This is a genomic window from Collinsella sp. LCP19S3_C9 (genome assembly GCF_052121575.1).
Lineage (GTDB): Bacteria > Actinomycetota > Coriobacteriia > Coriobacteriales > Coriobacteriaceae > Collinsella.
The window spans coordinates 46,159-62,536 of the sequence record NZ_JBQKDZ010000007.1; the positions used below are offsets into that span (position 1 = coordinate 46,159).

Here is a 16,378-nt window from a genome sequence, read left to right on the forward strand (position 1 = left end):
CTCATGGAAAATGATGGTGTGAATATGAAAATCCCTATGCGGCCGATTCCTCGAGAGCGGCCTGCTCCTCTCGCAACGCCTGGCGATCAGCCATAAGGGTGAAGGGGGTATACATGAGCACCGACACCGCCAAAACCGCAACCGAGATCACCAGGCACCCGATGCCGCCCTGCATGAATGCGATGACCGGCTGGGGAAGCACCCAGGGAAGCTGAATCGTGGGATTGAACGCAGCCCCAAGACCGAAGGCGTAAAGCGCCTGGACCACGATGGCGCAGACCGGGATGTTCAGCACGAACGGGATGAAGTACGTGGGATTCAGCACGACCGGCAGACCGAACATGAGCGGCTCGGAGATATTGAAAAGCGACGGAACAAGCGCGATGCCGCGAATCGCCTTGAAGCGCTCGGACTTGGTGAAGAGCAGCGAGATGCTGATGCCCAGGGCGTTAGCCTGGCCACCGATGGCGGTGCCGAGCGCGACGACGGCCCAAGCGCCATAGGGCAGTGCCTCGCCCGCGATGATGGCCTCGGTGTTAGCAGCGCTGCAAGCCATGATTACCGGAGCGTAGAAGTTGAGCATCACGTTGGGGTGGACACCGAAGAACCAGAAGATCGACTGCAGCGAGCACACGATGATATAGGCCAAAGGAGAGGCACCGACCATCGTGACCGGCGTGCCGATCAAGGTGTTGATCATATCGAACAGGTTGCCCCACGGGGTGAAAGAAAGACCCCACTTGGCGAACCACACCGCAGTGAATAGCACGATGGCGGCAAACATCGGCGACAGCGAGTCTGCAACCATGGGCGGAACCATATCGGGGAGCTTGATTTCAAGCTTGCTCATCAAAATGGCTGTCACCTTCGGCACGATCAGGCCAAGCAGAATGGCGACGAAGACGCCGTTCGATCCCATGTACGACGTGTTGATGAAACTCGCCATGGGAATATCCTCGAACGATTGCTGCGGCATGAATGCCAAAAACACCGCGCCGCTCACGATGCCACCGGTATAACCGCTAAGGCCGCATACCTTACCCCACCTCAAACCGATGAAGAAGGAGATGTATATACCCATCATGTTCATGGTAACGGTGAGGATGGAGTTGCCGGTCGCCATGAGACCGCTCGAAACCACCCAATCGGAGAACCCCGGAATGGGGAAGTTGATGAGAATCGCGATAACCGAGACGCCAAGGGTCATGGGCAGCGTGCACATCATGCCGCCCATGAGGGCGTCGAGCATCTTGCTGTCAGCAACCTTGCTTGCCACAGGTGCGATTGTCTTATCCATTATGTTTTGGATCTTGTCGAATACCGCCATGTTTCAGCTCCAATCTTTGCAGTGAACTCTATCGATGCCCGTGTGCGGCATCTTCCCCTCTAGATAGCGCATCCACCTCTCTTCAAAATCACAACGACGTGCTTCAGGCAGTACGCCATTCAACGTGAATTGGCGAGATTGCCCCAGCGGACGCTTACGTCAGGTCCGCGTACGTCACGAGCCCCACGTCCTGCTCTGCAAGCCATGCGGCGACATCAGGGTCGACAAGCATCGCGGCTTCCCGGATGCGGGCCTCGAGCATGGTCGAGTTATCTCGCAAGTACGCGTCGATATAACCTGGGTGAAACACCATGAGACGGCATATCCCTTCCGGTGTCGTTTCAAGCGCCTCTCGAAGCGCCGCAAAGGGATCCGCTTCATATGACGAGAAATCCTTGGGAACATAGGAAAGCACCGGCGTCGAGCGAAAGGTGACTGGCTCGCCCGGAGCACCCATCGCGAAATAGGGCAGGCCGTGACGCTCGGCAACGATCTCAAGGCCGCGGAAGAACATGGGGCTTGCGACCGCATGTCCCTCGAAGTAATCGGGCTCACGCCCGACGAGCTCAAGGAATCGCCGATACTGCGCCTCGATTTCGATAATGACCTCGTCAAGCACCACGAAGTCCTCCCCAGCCCGCGCGGCGGCGCGATATGCTGAGCTCCGCTTGAAATTGCCATCATCGTCAACGATGCTCGAGATGAGCGCGGAATCGCTGAGGGGCCTACCCGTGCAGATATTGGTGTGCTGACCCAAGCAGAGATCCTTGATTTGCAGGCGCGCCAAACCGCTTTCTGCAAGCGGCATGTTGGTCATGACGCCCACCGAGCGAATGAGCCCCGCTTGGACCGCGGCCGCTATCCCGCAATTAACACCGTCGCTGTAACCTAAATCGTCGGCGCGCAGCAATAACCGCTTCATCCGATCCTCCTCAACCGATATCTCGTCGAGCGGCAAAGCAACGAAGCGATGCCCTGTGTAGAGCCGATGCCGTGTTCCGGCGGGGCGGCAAGCTTCGTCGTCTCTTCTTGCATTAAGTATGACGCCGGCTATATCCAAAATCGGTTACATGCTGTGCCACAAGGTTGCGAGATGGCTACGCGAGTTTCATAACGTGAAACTCCGCAGGAATACCGGCATGTTTGAGCTATAGTTTGGTCAAATGAGGCCCTCTTATTCGGGCCACTGAACATAAAGGGGACAGCCATCATGGAAAAATCCATCTCGATGGGATCGGTTGCCGAACGGTTGCTTGACTACATCGACACTGCAATGCAGCACGACACCAACTACGAGATAGCGACCACGCTGGTGAAAAACTACAGCAAGCTGAGCGAGCTCTCGATTGGAGAAATCGCCGACATGTGCTTCGTCTCGAAGGCTTCAGTGTCGCGATTCTGCCGGTTTATGGGTTTCGCTGATTTCAAGGACCTGCGCAACCAGCTTGAACATGACGTCCTCAAAACCGGGTTGTTTCCACATGCCTTTGTAGAACAGCTGTCAAATGACACGGAAGGCGCTCTGGCATCCTACCGGGAGGCGATCCTGCTCAATATCGAAACGACCATCTCGGCGGCAAACATCGCGAAACTGCCCGCCATTGTCGATGATTTGCACGACAGCGGGCATGTCGCGTTCTTCTCCCACCACTTCCTCTGGGACGTGGGCCGCTACTTCCAAAGCAGGCTCACCATCATGAACCGCCCCATCGAGCTTTACCTCGATTATTCATCGCAGCTCGCCTGCGCGCAATCGCTCACCAAATCCAGCCTCGCCATCATTTGCAGCATAGGGGGAACATACCCCATTCGTTATCCAGAAATCGTCAACGCACTCGCCGCCTCCGGCTGTCGTCTTCTCGCCATCACACAAAACACCTCAAGCGCCTACTGGAACCATGCCTCCTGCATACTGAACTGCGGAGTGACCAACAACATCGACACGGGCAAGTTCGGTGCGCTTGCCGCCATCGACTTGATAGTCATGGAATACCTGAGGCGTTATGGAGCCGATTCCGGTACTGGCGAGTAATCTCGTCGGACCACCGACGCTCAGCAGGGCAAGCCGTTTTCTCTAATCACGTCCTGATACCAGAAGAAGCTGTCCTTCCTGAAACGAGCGCATTGCTTCGCATCGGTTTCCGTGCGATCGACATACAGAAGGCCGTAGCGCTTAGTGAACCCCTGATGACTTGAGCATAGATCCATGAGGCTCCAAACGCAGTAGCCGAAGACGGGATAGCCTTCGCGAATGAGCTCCTCGACCTCGCCCAAATGTCGTGAAAGGTATTCGATGCGCACGGCATCATGCACCCTGTTCTCCTCGTCAAGTGACTCGGAAAGCGCCATGCCGTTCTCCGTGACGATCATCGGAAGCTGGTAGCGATCGTAGAGCTTGCGCATGCCCACGCGAAGCCCAAGGGGGTCGATGCCGTTCGACATCCACTCGGTCGGCGCGATCGCAGGGTTATCGCAGAGTTCGAAATCCCCGCCCGACCACGGAGGGAACCGGTCGAAGCGGATGGGCTCCGTGCGCTCATGCGCACAATTGCTGAAATAGTAGTTCACCCCAAGAAAATCGGGCCTCGTCGCGACCAGGATGTCGTGGTCCCCGCACTCAACAACAGGGTAGAAACCTTCGCGCTCCAGGTAATAGCGCGCATAAGGCGAGATGTCGCCGCGCACACTCAGGTCGAGCAGGTAGTTCTGCATCATCTCCTCGGCGTTCATGGCCGCAAGCACATCCGCCGAAGCGCTCGTCCGCGGGTTGACCACCTGCATGGCGACAACGGGGCCGATCTGCGCATCGGGGTCGATCTGTCGCAGGCACGCGATGGCGCGATGCTCGGCAAGAGCGACATGATAGCTCATCTGGTAGGCGTTCTTCTGCCGTTGGCGCGGATCGGTTTCGGTGTCACCCGTGTTGCTGGGCGCGGAGGTCGCAATTAGCTGTTCATTCACGGTAACCCAGCGCTTGACGCGCCCCTTGAAGTGCGTGAAGCAGATTTCGGCATAGCGCACATAGAAGTCGATCATCTTACGGCTCTTCCAGCCGCCGAAGGCCTCGACCAACGCACTCGGACATTCGAAGTGATACAGGGTGACCAAGGGCTCGATCCCTCGCTCCAGCAGGTAGTCAATCAGCTGGTCATAAAACGCCAAGCCCTCAGGATTGGGATCCCCCGAGGCATCGGGCATGATGCGGCTCCAAGCGAAACCCATCCGGTAGACCTTGATGCCGAGCTCGGCCATGAGGTCGACATCCTCACGCCAGTGATGATAGTGGTCCGAGGCGATCTTGTTATCGGCGATGCCGGGACGCCCCGGGCCGCGATCGGTGGTTGCCGGACCTTTGCCTCCTTCATCATACCCACCCTCAACCTGAAAAGCGCTGGTGGAAGCACCCCAGAGGAAACCTTCGGGAAACCGGTGCTGAGTCATGAGTTCAACCTCTCGTCACGGATGTCACTTCTTGCAACTCCCGTTATAACGGATGTACGAACCAAAGCCTGTTACTCATTCCCGGGCAATGTTTCACGATTTGAAAACGGCCGTGCCATCATGCACCGCAAACTCTAAAGAACATGCCGTCGCGAAGGCCAAGCCTCATGCCCGCCACCGTCACGTGCCGGCGCCGCACACCGCCAAGCCGCTACTCCCCGTCGCGGAAGGTCAGGAGGTCGCGGTAGTCCGTGTCGCGCGCGCTGCCCGTCTTCGAGAACGGGTTCACCGAAGCAGGACACCTCATCCTCAAGATCTACCTCCTCGACGAAACCAAGGTCGATTTAGGAGACGCAACGTTACTACAGCGCAGGGAAAACGGCCCGCCGAATAAAATCGGATCGATCCCCCGTCTTTCGGTCGATTGCCACCACCATGGATGCCGGAAAGCGCACGGTAACTGCAACAAGCGGCTCATCAGCAACAACGCCAGGCCTGACATGGATGCGCTCAAGACGACCCGTCCAAGTCTCTTGCTCAAACTCTACGCTCTCGCGCTCGATGTCTTCGTCTGTCAGGACCGATCCATCAGCTAGTTTGTACTCAGTCATTATCTAGAACCTCCCTCTCAGACAAACCATGCTTGAGAGCATTGCGGTGGACAATTGCCATGGAAGTATCCTCTCCTCCAGGCAGAGTTTGTCATACTCATTGCATGACAAACTCTTCCTTGATACGTTCCCCACCCCATGCTCATCGGCAAAGCTCAAGGCCATAAGCGAAATAAGCTTCTAACACCGAACAATTCCTACCGCTACCCATCAGACCTCTCCAGCAACATCCGTAAGTCATCGATGGGCGGCAGAGCATCGAGCAACTTTCGTGGCATATCCTTCGACGTCTTATAGGTGGCCACACCCATGGGTTTTGTGAAGTCTTGGATCACATAGTCAACAAATCCCTTGTCCATGTCTTTGCAAAGCACAAGGCCTATGGAGGGATTCTCGTGCTCGCGACGCTCAAAGTCGTCCAGGATGCGTAGATAGCCAGAGAGCTGGCCGAGATAGGCCGGCTTGAAGGGGCCGCTCTTGAGCTCGACTGCAACTAAACAGTTGAGGTCGCGGTTGAAGAACAGGAGGTCGACGTACTGATCGATGCCAAAGGCGTCGAGATGGTACTGGTTTCCCACAAACGCGAAGGCTCGACCGAACGTCATGATGAACTGCTTGATATTCTGCACGATGCCTTGCTCTAACACGCGCTCGTCGACATCCTCCGCATCGCGCACCCCGAGTTCCTCAACATTGATAAAGTCGAGCAGATACTCGTCCTTGAACGTGGCGATAGCGCGCAGCGCCTGCTGACCCTTTGGCAGCGTTGAGAGGAAGTTGTTGGAGACCTCTCCTTGATGATGAAAGTCGTCCGCCTTCAGCGAGCGTTTGAGCGCCTCCACACTTAAGTGCTCAAATGCGCACTTGTGAATGTAGAAGAGCCGCTCGTCAAGGGTCTTAGCACCTGCAAGGATATACCGATGATGGGTAAACCCAATCGCTAAAAAATCATCGAGAGAACATGTGTTTGAATTCGGCACTTGCAAGTGACGAATTTGCAGAAGGCCACCGTCTGAAGATTCGTCACTCACGAGTGACGAATCGAGAAACGCCTGTTCATCGCCCGGAGCAGACCAAGCTTCAAAGAAGATTCGCATATATTTGAGACTTGTTGTGGAGAAACCCCTGAGTCCTGGCAGCTCCTTCCGCAATTGTTCGCTGATGGTTTTGAGCGCGTTGGTTCCCCACGTGCCATTGCGCGTGTTGGCGGAGACGTAGCCTCCCACGGCGAAATAGAGCTGCAGCTGCTGAGCGTTGGCGCTCTTCGCCGCAGCATACTGCGCACGCAATATCGCCGTCTTGATGGTCTGAACTTCCTCACGATAGCCCGTAATCTCTGACATCATGGCGTCCTCCTCTTCTTACGAACTTGTGTTCCATGACGCGTTCTATGCTATCAACGCGTGCGGACACAAAATTGCGCGTACCATAGAGGCGTTTTCTGCTTCGCCTCGTTTGGGAGATGTATGTCCAAACCCTCATCCGCACTCGACGCCAGCTCTTGCGATGTTTACGCCGACTCCGCGCGCCACCCTCTCACGCGCACATGGTGCGTAGCTGCGCTCGCCCTCATCTGCTGCGCGCTCTGGGGCAGTGCGATCCCCTGCATCAAGATCGGCTACGAGCTTCTCGGCATCCAAAACGGCGACGTACCATCGGAGTTTCTCTTCGCTGGCGTGCGCTTTATGCTTGCCGGCGCTATCGCACTTGCCGCTGCAGTCATAACAAGACGTCGCTTGCCTCGCGTCTCACGCACGGGATGGCCACTCGTTATCAGACTCTCGCTTGCCCAAACTATCGTGCAGTACGCCTTCTTTTATATCGGCGTTTCAAACGCTTCGGGTGTGCGCGGCTCAATCGTCAACGCTATGAACACGTTTCTCTGCGTGTTGATGGCAGCGCTCGTGTTCCGGCAAGAACGGCTCACTGCGCGCAAAGTCCTCGGCTGCGCTATAGGTTTTGCCGGAGTCGTTATCGTCAACCTCACCGGTGGCGATAGCGGCGGCGCCGTCACGCTCACAGGCGAGGGCTTCATCCTTATTGCCGCTGTCTCCTACGCTGTCTCGTCTGCCCTCATCCACACCTACTCCCAGCGCGAGGACCCCGTGGCGCTCAGCGGCTACCAGTTTATCAACCCTAGTCATCGCGCAAAGCCCCTTCTGCAGCACACGGTGCAACCGAGTCACCGCAGGCCGGGGCGGGAGGCGGACCTTTCTCTCGGAAAACTTCGCGAAGCCCAGTTTCCGAGAGAAAGTGTCCGGCTGCCGCCCCGGCCGACCAGGTCACATTACACCGTGTACTGCGGCAGGTCCTGCAGGGCGATGACGTCCATGCCCATGTCGTTGGCGCTGCCGTGGCCCTGCTGGTCCTCGCGCACCGCTTCGATAGCACTCACGTAGGTGTTGGCGGCAGACATCGCCGTCACGCAGGTCACGCCGCGGCGCACCGCCTCGGTGCGCAACAGATAGCCGTCGCCGCGCGAGCCCGGGCCGTACGGCGTATTGATGATCACCGCGATCTTGCCATCGGCGATAAGGTCACCGATGTTGGGGCGCTCGCCGTCGTGCGGGCCGCTGATCTTTTCCACGACCTCGCACGTCACGTTGCCTCCACGCAGCACGCGCGCCGTACCCTCGGTAGAGCAGATGTCAAAGCCCAGATAGCGCAGGATACGGGCGACCGAAAGGATATGGCGCTTGTCGCGATCGCACACGCTAATGAACACCTTGCCGGCGCTCGGATCAGGCAGTTTGTAGTCAATCGCCAGCTGTGTCTTGGCGTATGCCTCGGGATAGCTCTTGGCGACACCCATGACCTCGCCCGTCGACTTCATCTCGGGCCCCAGGATAACGTCGGCTCCCGGGAAACGACCCCAGGGCATAACGGCTTCCTTCATACAGAAGCAGTCCAGCTGGCGCTCGTCGCTCGGCAGGCCCAGGCTCGCGATGGAATCGCCCGCCATGATGCGCGCCGCGCACTTGGCCAGCGGCACGCCGGTGGCCTTGGAGATAAACGGCACGGTACGACTGGCACGCGGGTTGGCCTCGATCACGTAGACGGTCTCGCCCTTGATGGCATACTGCACATTGACCAGGCCGCGGACTCCCAGCGCCATCGCGATGCGGCGCGTGGTCTCGCGAAGCTTCGCCTGCAGACTCTCGCTAAAGCTAAACGGCGGAATGCAAGTCGCGGAGTCACCGGAGTGGATACCGGCCTCCTCGATATGCTCCAGAATACCGCCGATGTAGACCTCCTCGCCGTCGCACAGGGCATCGACATCGGACTCGATCGCGCCCTCCAGGAAGCGGTCGAGGTACACCGGATAGTCGGGGCTAATGCGGGCAGCCTCGGCCATGTAATCGTGCAGATGCTCGGCATCGTAGGCGATCATCATGCCGCGGCCGCCCAACACATAGCTCGGACGAACCAGCAGCGGGTAGCCGATATGCGCGGCCACGGCCTCGGCCTCCTCAAACGAGGTGGCCTGACCCGCCGGCGGGTACATAATGCCCAGCTTGTCGAGCAGGGCGGCAAAGCGCTCGCGGTCCTCGGCAAAATCGATGGCATCGGGCTTGGTACCCATGATGTTCACGCCGCTCTCCTCGAGCATGCGCGCCAGCTTAAGCGGGGTCTGGCCGCCGAGCGTCACCACGACGCCGTCGGGGCGCTCAACATCGATAACGTCCATGACGTCCTCGTAGGTGAGCGGCTCAAAGTACAGACGACCGGACGTGTCGTAGTCGGTCGAGACGGTCTCGGGGTTGCAGTTGACCATGATGGTCTCGAAGCCACGGGCCGCCAGCGCGTAGCTCGCGTGCACGCAGCAGTAGTCAAACTCGATACCCTGGCCGATACGGTTGGGGCCGGCACCCAGAATCATCGCCTTGGGCTTATCTGCCGGCGTGGTCTCGTCGGGGGCAACGCACTTCTTGGCGACCGGGCTCGTGCGGTAGATGTTTTCGTAGGTCTTGTAGTGATACTCCGTGGCACTCGAGAACTCAGCAGCGCAGGTGTCGACCGTCTTCATGCTGGGAACCACGCCCAGACCCTTACGGTAAGCGCGAACAAAGCGCTCGTCCGAGCCGGTCAGCGCGGCAATCTCGGCATCGCTCGTGCCATACTGCTTGAGCAGGCGCATCGCGTCGGCGTCGATGTCCTCCACGCGCAGGCCGCGAATGCTCTCCTGGACCTGCACCATATCGTTGATACGGTTGAGATACCACGGATCGATGCCGCAGATGGCATGGATGCGCGCGACATCCCAGCCACGACGCAGGGCCTCGACCACAAAGAAGATGCGGTGCTCAGTCGGGGTGCCCACGGCCTGAGCGAGCTCGTCGTCGCTCAGCTTATCGGCACCTTCCTTGCCACCAGCGCAAATGCCCTGATGCCCGTCCTCCAGCGAGCGCATGGCCTTACCAAAGGCCTCCTCAAAGGTGCGGCCGATCGCCATGATCTCGCCCACGGCTTTCATGCGCGTTGTGAGCGTGGGGTCGGTACCCTTGAACTTCTCAAAGGCAAAGCGCGGCACCTTGACCACACAGTAGTCGATCGTGGGCTCAAAGCAGGCAGGCGTGGCTTTGGTGATGTCGTTGACGATCTCGTCGAGCGTGTAGCCCACGGCCAGGCGAGCGGCGGCCTTGGCGATGGGGAAGCCCGTGGCCTTGGAGGCCAGTGCGGACGAACGGCTCACGCGCGGGTTCATCTCGATGACGATCAGGCGACCGGTCTGCGGGTTCACGGCAAACTGCACGTTGGAGCCACCGGTCTCGACGCCGATCTTCTCCAGAATGGCGAGCGAGGCGACACGCATGCGCTGATACTCAAGGTCGGAGAGGGTCTGCGCCGGCGCCACGGTGATGGAGTCGCCGGTATGCACGCCCATGGGGTCGAGGTTCTCGATGGAGCACACGATGATGCCGTTGCCGGCGTGGTCGCGCATGACCTCCATCTCGTACTCTTTCCAACCCTCGATGGACTCCTCGACCAGCACCTCGTGGGCGGGCGAGAGCTCAAGGCCCTGGTTCACGATGGAGACGAGCTCCTCGTGGGTGTGCGCGATGCCGCCGCCGGCGCCGCCCAGGGTAAAGCTCGGGCGCAGCACGCAGGGATATCCCACGCGCTCGGCGATGGCCTCGGCGTCGGCCACGCTGTAGGCATAGCCCGAGCGCGCGACCTCCAGGCCGATCTCGGCCATGGCCTCGTTAAAGAGCTTGCGGTCCTCGCCGCGCTCGATGGCGGCAAGGTCGCAGCCGATCATCTCGACGCCGTACTGGTCGAGCGTGCCGTCCTTTGCCAGCTCGACGGCGGCGTTCAGACCGGTCTGGCCGCCCAGCGTGGGCAGCAGCGCGTCCGGGCGCTCCTTCTTGATCACGCGCTCGATAAATTCGGCGGTGATGGGCTCGACATAGGTGCGGTCGGCCAGGCCCGGGTCGGTCATGATGGTCGCCGGGTTGGAGTTGACCAGGATGACCTCAAAGCCATCCTCCTTGAGCACCTTGCAGGCCTGGGCGCCGGAGTAATCGAACTCGCAGGCCTGGCCAATGACGATGGGACCCGAGCCAATGACGAGGATACGCTTGATGTCAGTACGCTTAGGCATGTTAGTTCTCCTCGGTCTCGGTCGTGGCGGAACCATTGTCGGCAAAGTTCCAGCCCTGCAGGCGGTCCTTCGCGGTGTCGATGTCCAGGTAGTTCTCCTCGCCGTCCATGAGTCGCGTAAAGGCGGTAAAGAGATAGTGGGCATCGGTGGGGCCGGGCGAGGCCTCGGGGTGGTACTGGACCGAGAAGCACGGGGCGTCGAGCAGCTGAATGCCCTCGGCGGTGCCGTCGTTGAGGTTCACGTGTGTCAGTCGAATGCGGCCAAAGCGCTCGTTCATCACGACGGGCGCGATACCACGGCGCACCCAGACGCGCAGATCGCCGTCGGCCGCATGCTCGGTCTCGCCGCCCGAAAGTTCGGGGACAAGCTTGCCCAAGCTGGGGAACAGCAAGCCAAAGCCATGGTTTTGCGCGGTAATTTCCACGCGGCGGCTGACCAGGTTCATAACCGGCTGGTTACCGCCACGGTGACCGAATTTGAGTTTTTCCATCTGGGCGCCGCATGCCAAGCTGATCATCTGGTGACCCAGGCAAATGCCAAAGACGGGCACCTTGCCGATCAGCTGCTGCACCTGCTCGTAGGTCTCTACCACGGCATCGGGGTCGCCGGGACCGTTGGACAAAAAGACGCCATCGGGATTCATGTCGAGTACCTGACGCGCGGGTGTATCCCACGGCACGACGGTGAGGTCGCAGCCAGCACGGACCAGACCCTCCAGGATGCCACGCTTGACACCGCAGTCGTACGCGACCACGTTGTGGCGGGCGGGAGCGGGGGCCGCAAGCGCAAAGCCATGCTCGGCAGGCAGATCGCTTCCGGCGAACGGATGGGGTGCAGGGCAGCTCACGGTCTTGACCAGGTTCTCCCCCACCAACGTGGGAGCAGAGGCCAAGCGCTCGGCAAGCTCGTCGATGTCGAGGACCTCGGTCGAGATAATGCCCATCTTGGAGCCATTGTCGCGCAGGTGGCGCACCAGGGCTCGGGTGTCGACGCCCTCGATAGCGACGATGCCGTGTGCGCGCAGGTACTCCGGCACGCTGACGGCCGAGCGCCAGTTAGAAGGCGTGGCACACATGTCGCGCACGATCATGCCGCGCATGGCGGGAGCACTCGCAGGGCGTACGTCATCGCCGGGGAAGGCGGACTGGACATCGGTCTCGTCGATGCCATAATTGCCAATCTGCGGATAGGTCATGGTAACGATCTGGCCAGCATAGCTCGGGTCGGTCATAACCTCAAAGTAACCCTCGAGTGAGGTATTGAAGCAGACTTCGCCGGTCGCGGTGCCCTCGGCACCACATGCACGGCCATAAAAAATGGTCCCATCCTCAAGGTACAGGATGCAGGGACCGCAAGCACCCTTGCTGGTTTTGGCCAGCATGCGCTGGCACAGTTCGCTGGGCGCGATGGTGCGGGCGGCAGCGCCCGCAATATGGTTGTTCGCCATAGTTCTCCTTCCCGGTCTCTCGGGACCGGCTTAAAGGTGTGTAGTTAGGCCTCGCGGTATTCTAACCGTAAGTATGACTTATGGCGTTAATTACATAGAATTGTTTACAAAATGATAATTATGACTTCTTATGCATAATGATTTTTCTGGGACGGGGATTAAAAAATCATTCTGAAAGCAGAGCTTTGTCGCTGAGTAGTCAATTTGGGACGGGGCTATTTTAGCTGCCCCGTCCGTCAATCAACCTAACCGTCGTGCCACCAGCCGGGGTAGCTAAAATAGCCCCGTCCCAAATTGACTACTCGCCAACCGCATACATGACAGAATAATTTTTTAATCCCCGTCCCAGAAAAATCATCCCGCGTGGACTTGCGGCTCACGCGGGATGTCATCGTTCTATATGGCTGGGGACTACTTTTGCTTGTCCTGCTCAAGTAATTCGGACGGGGTGCGGCCAAGCTTGCCGCCACGGAAAATCTCGCGGCCGTGCAGGCGGTGCTCCAGGTCACGTTCGGCCTTTTCCTCGTCAATCTTAGTCTGGCTCACCGCCGGGTCCTCGATGAGCGACGATACCGAGTTCACCTGTTTCTGAATACGCTCGGCAATGGTGTCATCCATGCTCACGATACGCATCTTCCAGTCGATATTGGTGGCGTTGGAAGAGCTCTTGGTCCAGACGAACGTCAGGATGGCGCTCTGGTGGCCCTGGGCGGGAAACATGCCAAAGAAGGAATCATGCTGAATCCTGCTGTCCTCGTCGATATAGGCGTGGACGTTATACACCACACGGTCAATCTTGTCGTTGAGCAGGGCATTGGTTGCGAGCGCCGCCGCCTGAATCTGACCGTTGGACAGCAACTCGAGCTCATTGGCAGAAGACGTGTCCAGCACCGTCACCTCAACCGTGCCCGCACTCTCGTCGGCCTCGTCGACGGTAAAATCGAGCGGGAACTGCGTAAAGCCGTTGCCCCATTCAAGTCCACCTTTGAGCGCGGTCGAGACGGTATCCACCGAAACGCTCTCGGAGAGGTTCGCGGTGTTCAGGCGTCGCATCACGCCGTAGCCGATCTGCATGCCCACAATCAGCACCAGGATGCCGATAACCACGGCCATGGCAGTTTTCGTAATGGTATGGCTCACCTGCGAACCCGAAGGATCGTCCTCGGACAGCGGGTCGATATGTTTTGCCTGGCTCGCGCGATCCTCGCTGCGCAGCCGCGCCAGTGTCGCCTTGTCACCGCGTTTGACGGCAGACTCTTTCTCGCGCATGCGCTCGGTACGCTTTTTGGCGAGTGTAGGATCCAAGACGCCGGATGCATCGATTTCGGAGAATAACTCCGTCACTTCTTCCGGAGTCAGATGGTTCTTATCAGCCATAACCTTCCTGCCATATCAATCAGTCGAGCTCGTGCGCACGCGCACCTTCGAACTGCATTCGATAGTAACGGGCATAAGTGCCGCCACGGGCGAGAAGCTCCTCGTGCGTGCCACGTTCCACAACGCGACCATGCTCAACGGTCGCAATCTCGTCGGCATGCTTAATGGTCGAGAGACGGTGAGCGATGATGATCGTGGTGCGGCCGCGCGCCAAGCGCTCGAGCGACTCCTGCACCGCCTCCTCGCTCTCGTTATCCAGAGCACTGGTCGCCTCATCCAAAATAAGGATCTTGGGATTTTTGAGAAACACGCGCGCGATGGCGACGCGCTGCTTTTGACCACCAGAAAGACGGCTGCCGCGCTCGCCCACCACGGTGTCATAGCCCTGCGGAAGCGACTCGATAAAAGCATCGATGTTGGCGCGATGGGCCGCCTCGGCGATTTCTTCTGCCGTGGCGCCCGGCTTGCCATAGGCGATGTTCTCGCCAATCGTTCCGTCGAACAGATAGACATCTTGCTGCACCAGGCCGATGGATCGGCGCAGGCTACGCTGCGTCACGTCGCGCACATCCTGGCCGTCAATGCTAATGGAGCCGGCGGAAACGTCGTAAAAGCGCGGCAACAGCGAACAAGTCGTTGATTTGCCGCCGCCCGAGGGACCAACCAAAGCGATGGTTTGACCGGGCTTAATGGACAGATCCATATGGTCGATAACGGGACGCGTCCCGTCGCCCGCGCCCAGCTCGACATCCTCGTAGCTAAAGCACACGTCGCGATACTCAACAGAGCCGGCCGTCACCTGCAGATCCGCAGCACCCGGCTTATCCTGAATATCGGGGACAGTCGAGAGCACCTCGTCCATGCGCTTAAAGCCGGCGATGGCTTTCTGATACGTCTCGGCCGAATTGACGAGCGTCTCAAGCGGCGTGCAGAACAGCGAAATGTAGAGCGCGAAGGTTGCCATATCGACCGCCTGCAGCTGGCCTTGGGCAACGAGCCAACCGCCCAGCAGCACCACGATCACATAGAGCACGCCCGAGAGCAGACCATACGTCGCGGTGTAGACGCCCATGGCGTGATACATGTTTTCCTTGGACGAAAGGTAGCGATCGTTAGAGGCACGGAACTTAGAGCGTTCGGTCTGCTCATTGGCAAAGCTTTTGACCACACGCATGCCCGCCAGCGAATCCTGCAGCTGCGCATTGATGCCGCTGATCTTTTTGCGGTTATCGCTAAAGACCTCGCGCATGCGCATATTCTGCCAAAACATAATGACCGCGAACACCGCCGTCACCACGGCCATGACGAGTGCGAGCACCGGCGCAATGGTAAACAGAATCACAAACGAGCCAATGATCTCGATACCGCAAATAATGATCCATTCGGGCACGTGGTGCGCCGCCTCGCAGATATCGAACAGGTCGTTGACCACGCGGCTCATCATGTCACCCGAGCTGTTGCGATCAAAGTACGCAAAGCTAAAACGCTCGTACTGATCGAACAAGTCCTCACGCATCTTGGACTCCATGCGCGCGCCCATCACGTGGCCCCAATAGCTCACAAAGTAGCGGCAGGCGCAGCGGGTGGCATACATCAGCACCAGTCCCACCGCGATCATACCGAGCGCCTGCATAATGGCAGTCTGGCCCTGGGTAAACAGCCCGCCGCACAGATTGCGCAGGATAATGGGAAACGCCAGGTCAATGGCGGCGAGCACCAGGGCGCAAATGGTATCGGCAACAAAAAGCCCCATCTGGGGCTTGTAGTAAGACAGAAAACGCTTCAGCATGTGATCCTCAAAGAAATATCAGCAACGTAAGACCCTGGGACAAAGCAATCAGTAGTACTTGTCCCAGGGCTATCCCCACTCGTTACAGTTCAGAACCACCAAGGCGGTGCGCGATGCTGTCGCAGGCGAGCGCGCCCACGACGGTCTTGGCATCCTCGATCTTGCCGTCGAGCACGGCATCGATCAGCTCGTGCAGCGGCACCAGGTCAACGTTGACAAACTCGTCATCGTCGGGGTTGGGCGCATCGAACTCGAGCTTGGTGGCCAGGTAGATGTGAATAATCTCGTCGCAAAAACCGCAGGTCGTGACAATAGACGTTAAAAAGCGAATGCGCCCGGCCTTAAAGCCCGTCTCCTCATGCAGCTCGCGCCTGGCACAATCGAGCGGGTCCTCGCCTGGGTCGAGCTTGCCGGCGGGAATCTCAACCGTCACGCGGTCGATGGCGGTGCGGTACTGACGCACCAGTACGATCTTGCCGCTCTCGGTCAGCGCCACAACGGCCGCCGCACCCGGATGGCGAACGATATCGCGGGCGCTGCGGTGACCGTTGGGCAGCTCAACCTCAAGACGGTGGACGTCGAGGATCTTGCCCTTCCAGGCGCACTCCTCCGAAAGAATCTTCTCGTGCAGCTCGGCATCGTGCGGGTCGTCGTCGCCCAGCACCAGCGCCGGCTCGTCAGCGACCTCGCCACCAGGCTCGCCCTCGGCGTGCCCATACATGCGGCTGTCCTCTTCGACGATTTGCGCGTCCACGAGCTCTTCGTTCTTCTCGTCCATCCGTCT

At 58.9% G+C, this 16,378-nt stretch carries 12 protein-coding genes; 2 read left to right on the plus strand and 10 right to left on the minus strand.

Features of this window, described 5'->3' with window-relative positions:
* Positions 1-34: 34 nt before the first annotated feature.
* Positions 35-1,297, minus strand: a complete 1,263-nt coding sequence (locus tag ACTQXI_RS04655; RefSeq protein ID WP_441548389.1) for a PTS sugar transporter subunit IIC — start codon at positions 1,295-1,297, stop codon at positions 35-37.
* Positions 1,298-1,481: 184 nt separating this feature from the next.
* Positions 1,482-2,285, minus strand: coding sequence for a ChbG/HpnK family deacetylase (locus tag ACTQXI_RS04660; protein ID WP_441548390.1), 804 nt, complete (start codon positions 2,283-2,285; stop codon positions 1,482-1,484).
* A gap of 252 nt (positions 2,286-2,537) precedes the next feature.
* On the opposite strand from ACTQXI_RS04660, the gene ACTQXI_RS04665 reads away from it, so the two are divergent.
* Entirely contained in the window at positions 2,538-3,359 is an 822-nt protein-coding gene (locus ACTQXI_RS04665; RefSeq protein WP_441048763.1) for a MurR/RpiR family transcriptional regulator, read from the plus strand.
* Between the two features lie 20 nt (positions 3,360-3,379).
* Here the strand turns inward: ACTQXI_RS04665 and ACTQXI_RS04670 are convergent, their stop codons facing one another.
* The 3 genes from ACTQXI_RS04670 to ACTQXI_RS04680 form a co-directional block, all read right to left on the minus strand.
* Positions 3,380-4,768: a glycoside hydrolase family 1 protein gene (locus tag ACTQXI_RS04670; protein WP_161155933.1), complete on the minus strand. Its 1,389-nt coding sequence runs from the start codon at positions 4,766-4,768 to the stop codon at positions 3,380-3,382.
* Positions 4,769-5,130: 362 nt separating this feature from the next.
* A complete protein-coding gene (locus ACTQXI_RS04675) occupies positions 5,131-5,379 on the minus strand; it encodes a pilus assembly protein HicB (RefSeq protein ID WP_099432424.1) in 249 nt (82 codons plus the stop codon).
* Between the two features lie 203 nt (positions 5,380-5,582).
* Complete coding sequence (locus ACTQXI_RS04680; protein ID WP_441048764.1) at positions 5,583-6,725, minus strand: PDDEXK nuclease domain-containing protein; 1,143 nt, start codon at positions 6,723-6,725, stop codon at positions 5,583-5,585.
* 120 nt (positions 6,726-6,845) lie between these two features.
* Between ACTQXI_RS04680 and ACTQXI_RS04685 the strand changes: the two genes are divergently transcribed.
* Complete coding sequence (locus tag ACTQXI_RS04685) at positions 6,846-7,778, plus strand: DMT family transporter (RefSeq protein ID WP_441048765.1); 933 nt, start codon at positions 6,846-6,848, stop codon at positions 7,776-7,778.
* Here the strand turns inward: ACTQXI_RS04685 and carB are convergent.
* The 5 genes from carB to ACTQXI_RS04710 form a co-directional block, all read right to left on the minus strand.
* Positions 7,667-10,981 carry a carbamoyl-phosphate synthase large subunit gene (gene carB, locus ACTQXI_RS04690; RefSeq protein WP_441048766.1) on the minus strand — a complete coding sequence of 1,105 codons (3,315 nt, stop codon included), beginning with the start codon at positions 10,979-10,981 and terminating at the stop codon, positions 7,667-7,669. The genes ACTQXI_RS04685 and carB overlap by 112 nt on opposite strands.
* A 1-nt stretch (position 10,982) precedes the next feature.
* Positions 10,983-12,428, minus strand: a complete 1,446-nt coding sequence (gene carA, locus ACTQXI_RS04695; RefSeq protein WP_441048767.1) for a glutamine-hydrolyzing carbamoyl-phosphate synthase small subunit — start codon at positions 12,426-12,428, stop codon at positions 10,983-10,985.
* A 411-nt stretch (positions 12,429-12,839) separates the two neighbouring features.
* The gene (locus ACTQXI_RS04700; RefSeq protein ID WP_441063247.1) at positions 12,840-13,805 is read right to left on the minus strand and encodes a hypothetical protein; all 966 of its coding nucleotides are present in this window, start codon (positions 13,803-13,805) and stop codon (positions 12,840-12,842) included.
* A 19-nt stretch (positions 13,806-13,824) separates the two neighbouring features.
* On the minus strand, positions 13,825-15,594 hold the full coding sequence (locus ACTQXI_RS04705) for an ABC transporter ATP-binding protein (protein WP_441048769.1): 1,770 nt from the start codon (positions 15,592-15,594) through the stop codon (positions 13,825-13,827).
* An 82-nt stretch (positions 15,595-15,676) separates the two neighbouring features.
* Positions 15,677-16,372, minus strand: a complete 696-nt coding sequence (locus ACTQXI_RS04710; protein ID WP_195838565.1) for an NUDIX domain-containing protein — start codon at positions 16,370-16,372, stop codon at positions 15,677-15,679.
* Between the last annotated feature and the right edge of the window lie 6 nt (positions 16,373-16,378).

What these genes read in the sequence shown, in the direction of transcription:
- ACTQXI_RS04655 (WP_441548389.1), bottom strand. Translation starts at nt 1,297, where the DNA reads ATGGATAAGACAATCGCACCTGTGGCAAGCAAGGTTGCTGACAGCAAG.
- ACTQXI_RS04665 (WP_441048763.1), top strand. Translation starts at nt 2,538, where the DNA reads ATGGAAAAATCCATCTCGATGGGATCGGTTGCCGAACGGTTGCTTGAC.
- ACTQXI_RS04670 (WP_161155933.1), bottom strand. Translation starts at nt 4,768, where the DNA reads ATGACTCAGCACCGGTTTCCCGAAGGTTTCCTCTGGGGTGCTTCCACC.
- ACTQXI_RS04675 (WP_099432424.1), bottom strand. Translation starts at nt 5,379, where the DNA reads ATGACTGAGTACAAACTAGCTGATGGATCGGTCCTGACAGACGAAGAC.
- ACTQXI_RS04680 (WP_441048764.1), bottom strand. Translation starts at nt 6,725, where the DNA reads ATGATGTCAGAGATTACGGGCTATCGTGAGGAAGTTCAGACCATCAAG.
- ACTQXI_RS04685 (WP_441048765.1), top strand. Translation starts at nt 6,846, where the DNA reads ATGTCCAAACCCTCATCCGCACTCGACGCCAGCTCTTGCGATGTTTAC.
- carB (WP_441048766.1), bottom strand. Translation starts at nt 10,981, where the DNA reads ATGCCTAAGCGTACTGACATCAAGCGTATCCTCGTCATTGGCTCGGGT.
- carA (WP_441048767.1), bottom strand. Translation starts at nt 12,428, where the DNA reads ATGGCGAACAACCATATTGCGGGCGCTGCCGCCCGCACCATCGCGCCC.
- ACTQXI_RS04700 (WP_441063247.1), bottom strand. Translation starts at nt 13,805, where the DNA reads ATGGCTGATAAGAACCATCTGACTCCGGAAGAAGTGACGGAGTTATTC.
- ACTQXI_RS04705 (WP_441048769.1), bottom strand. Translation starts at nt 15,594, where the DNA reads ATGCTGAAGCGTTTTCTGTCTTACTACAAGCCCCAGATGGGGCTTTTT.
- ACTQXI_RS04710 (WP_195838565.1), bottom strand. Translation starts at nt 16,372, where the DNA reads ATGGACGAGAAGAACGAAGAGCTCGTGGACGCGCAAATCGTCGAAGAG.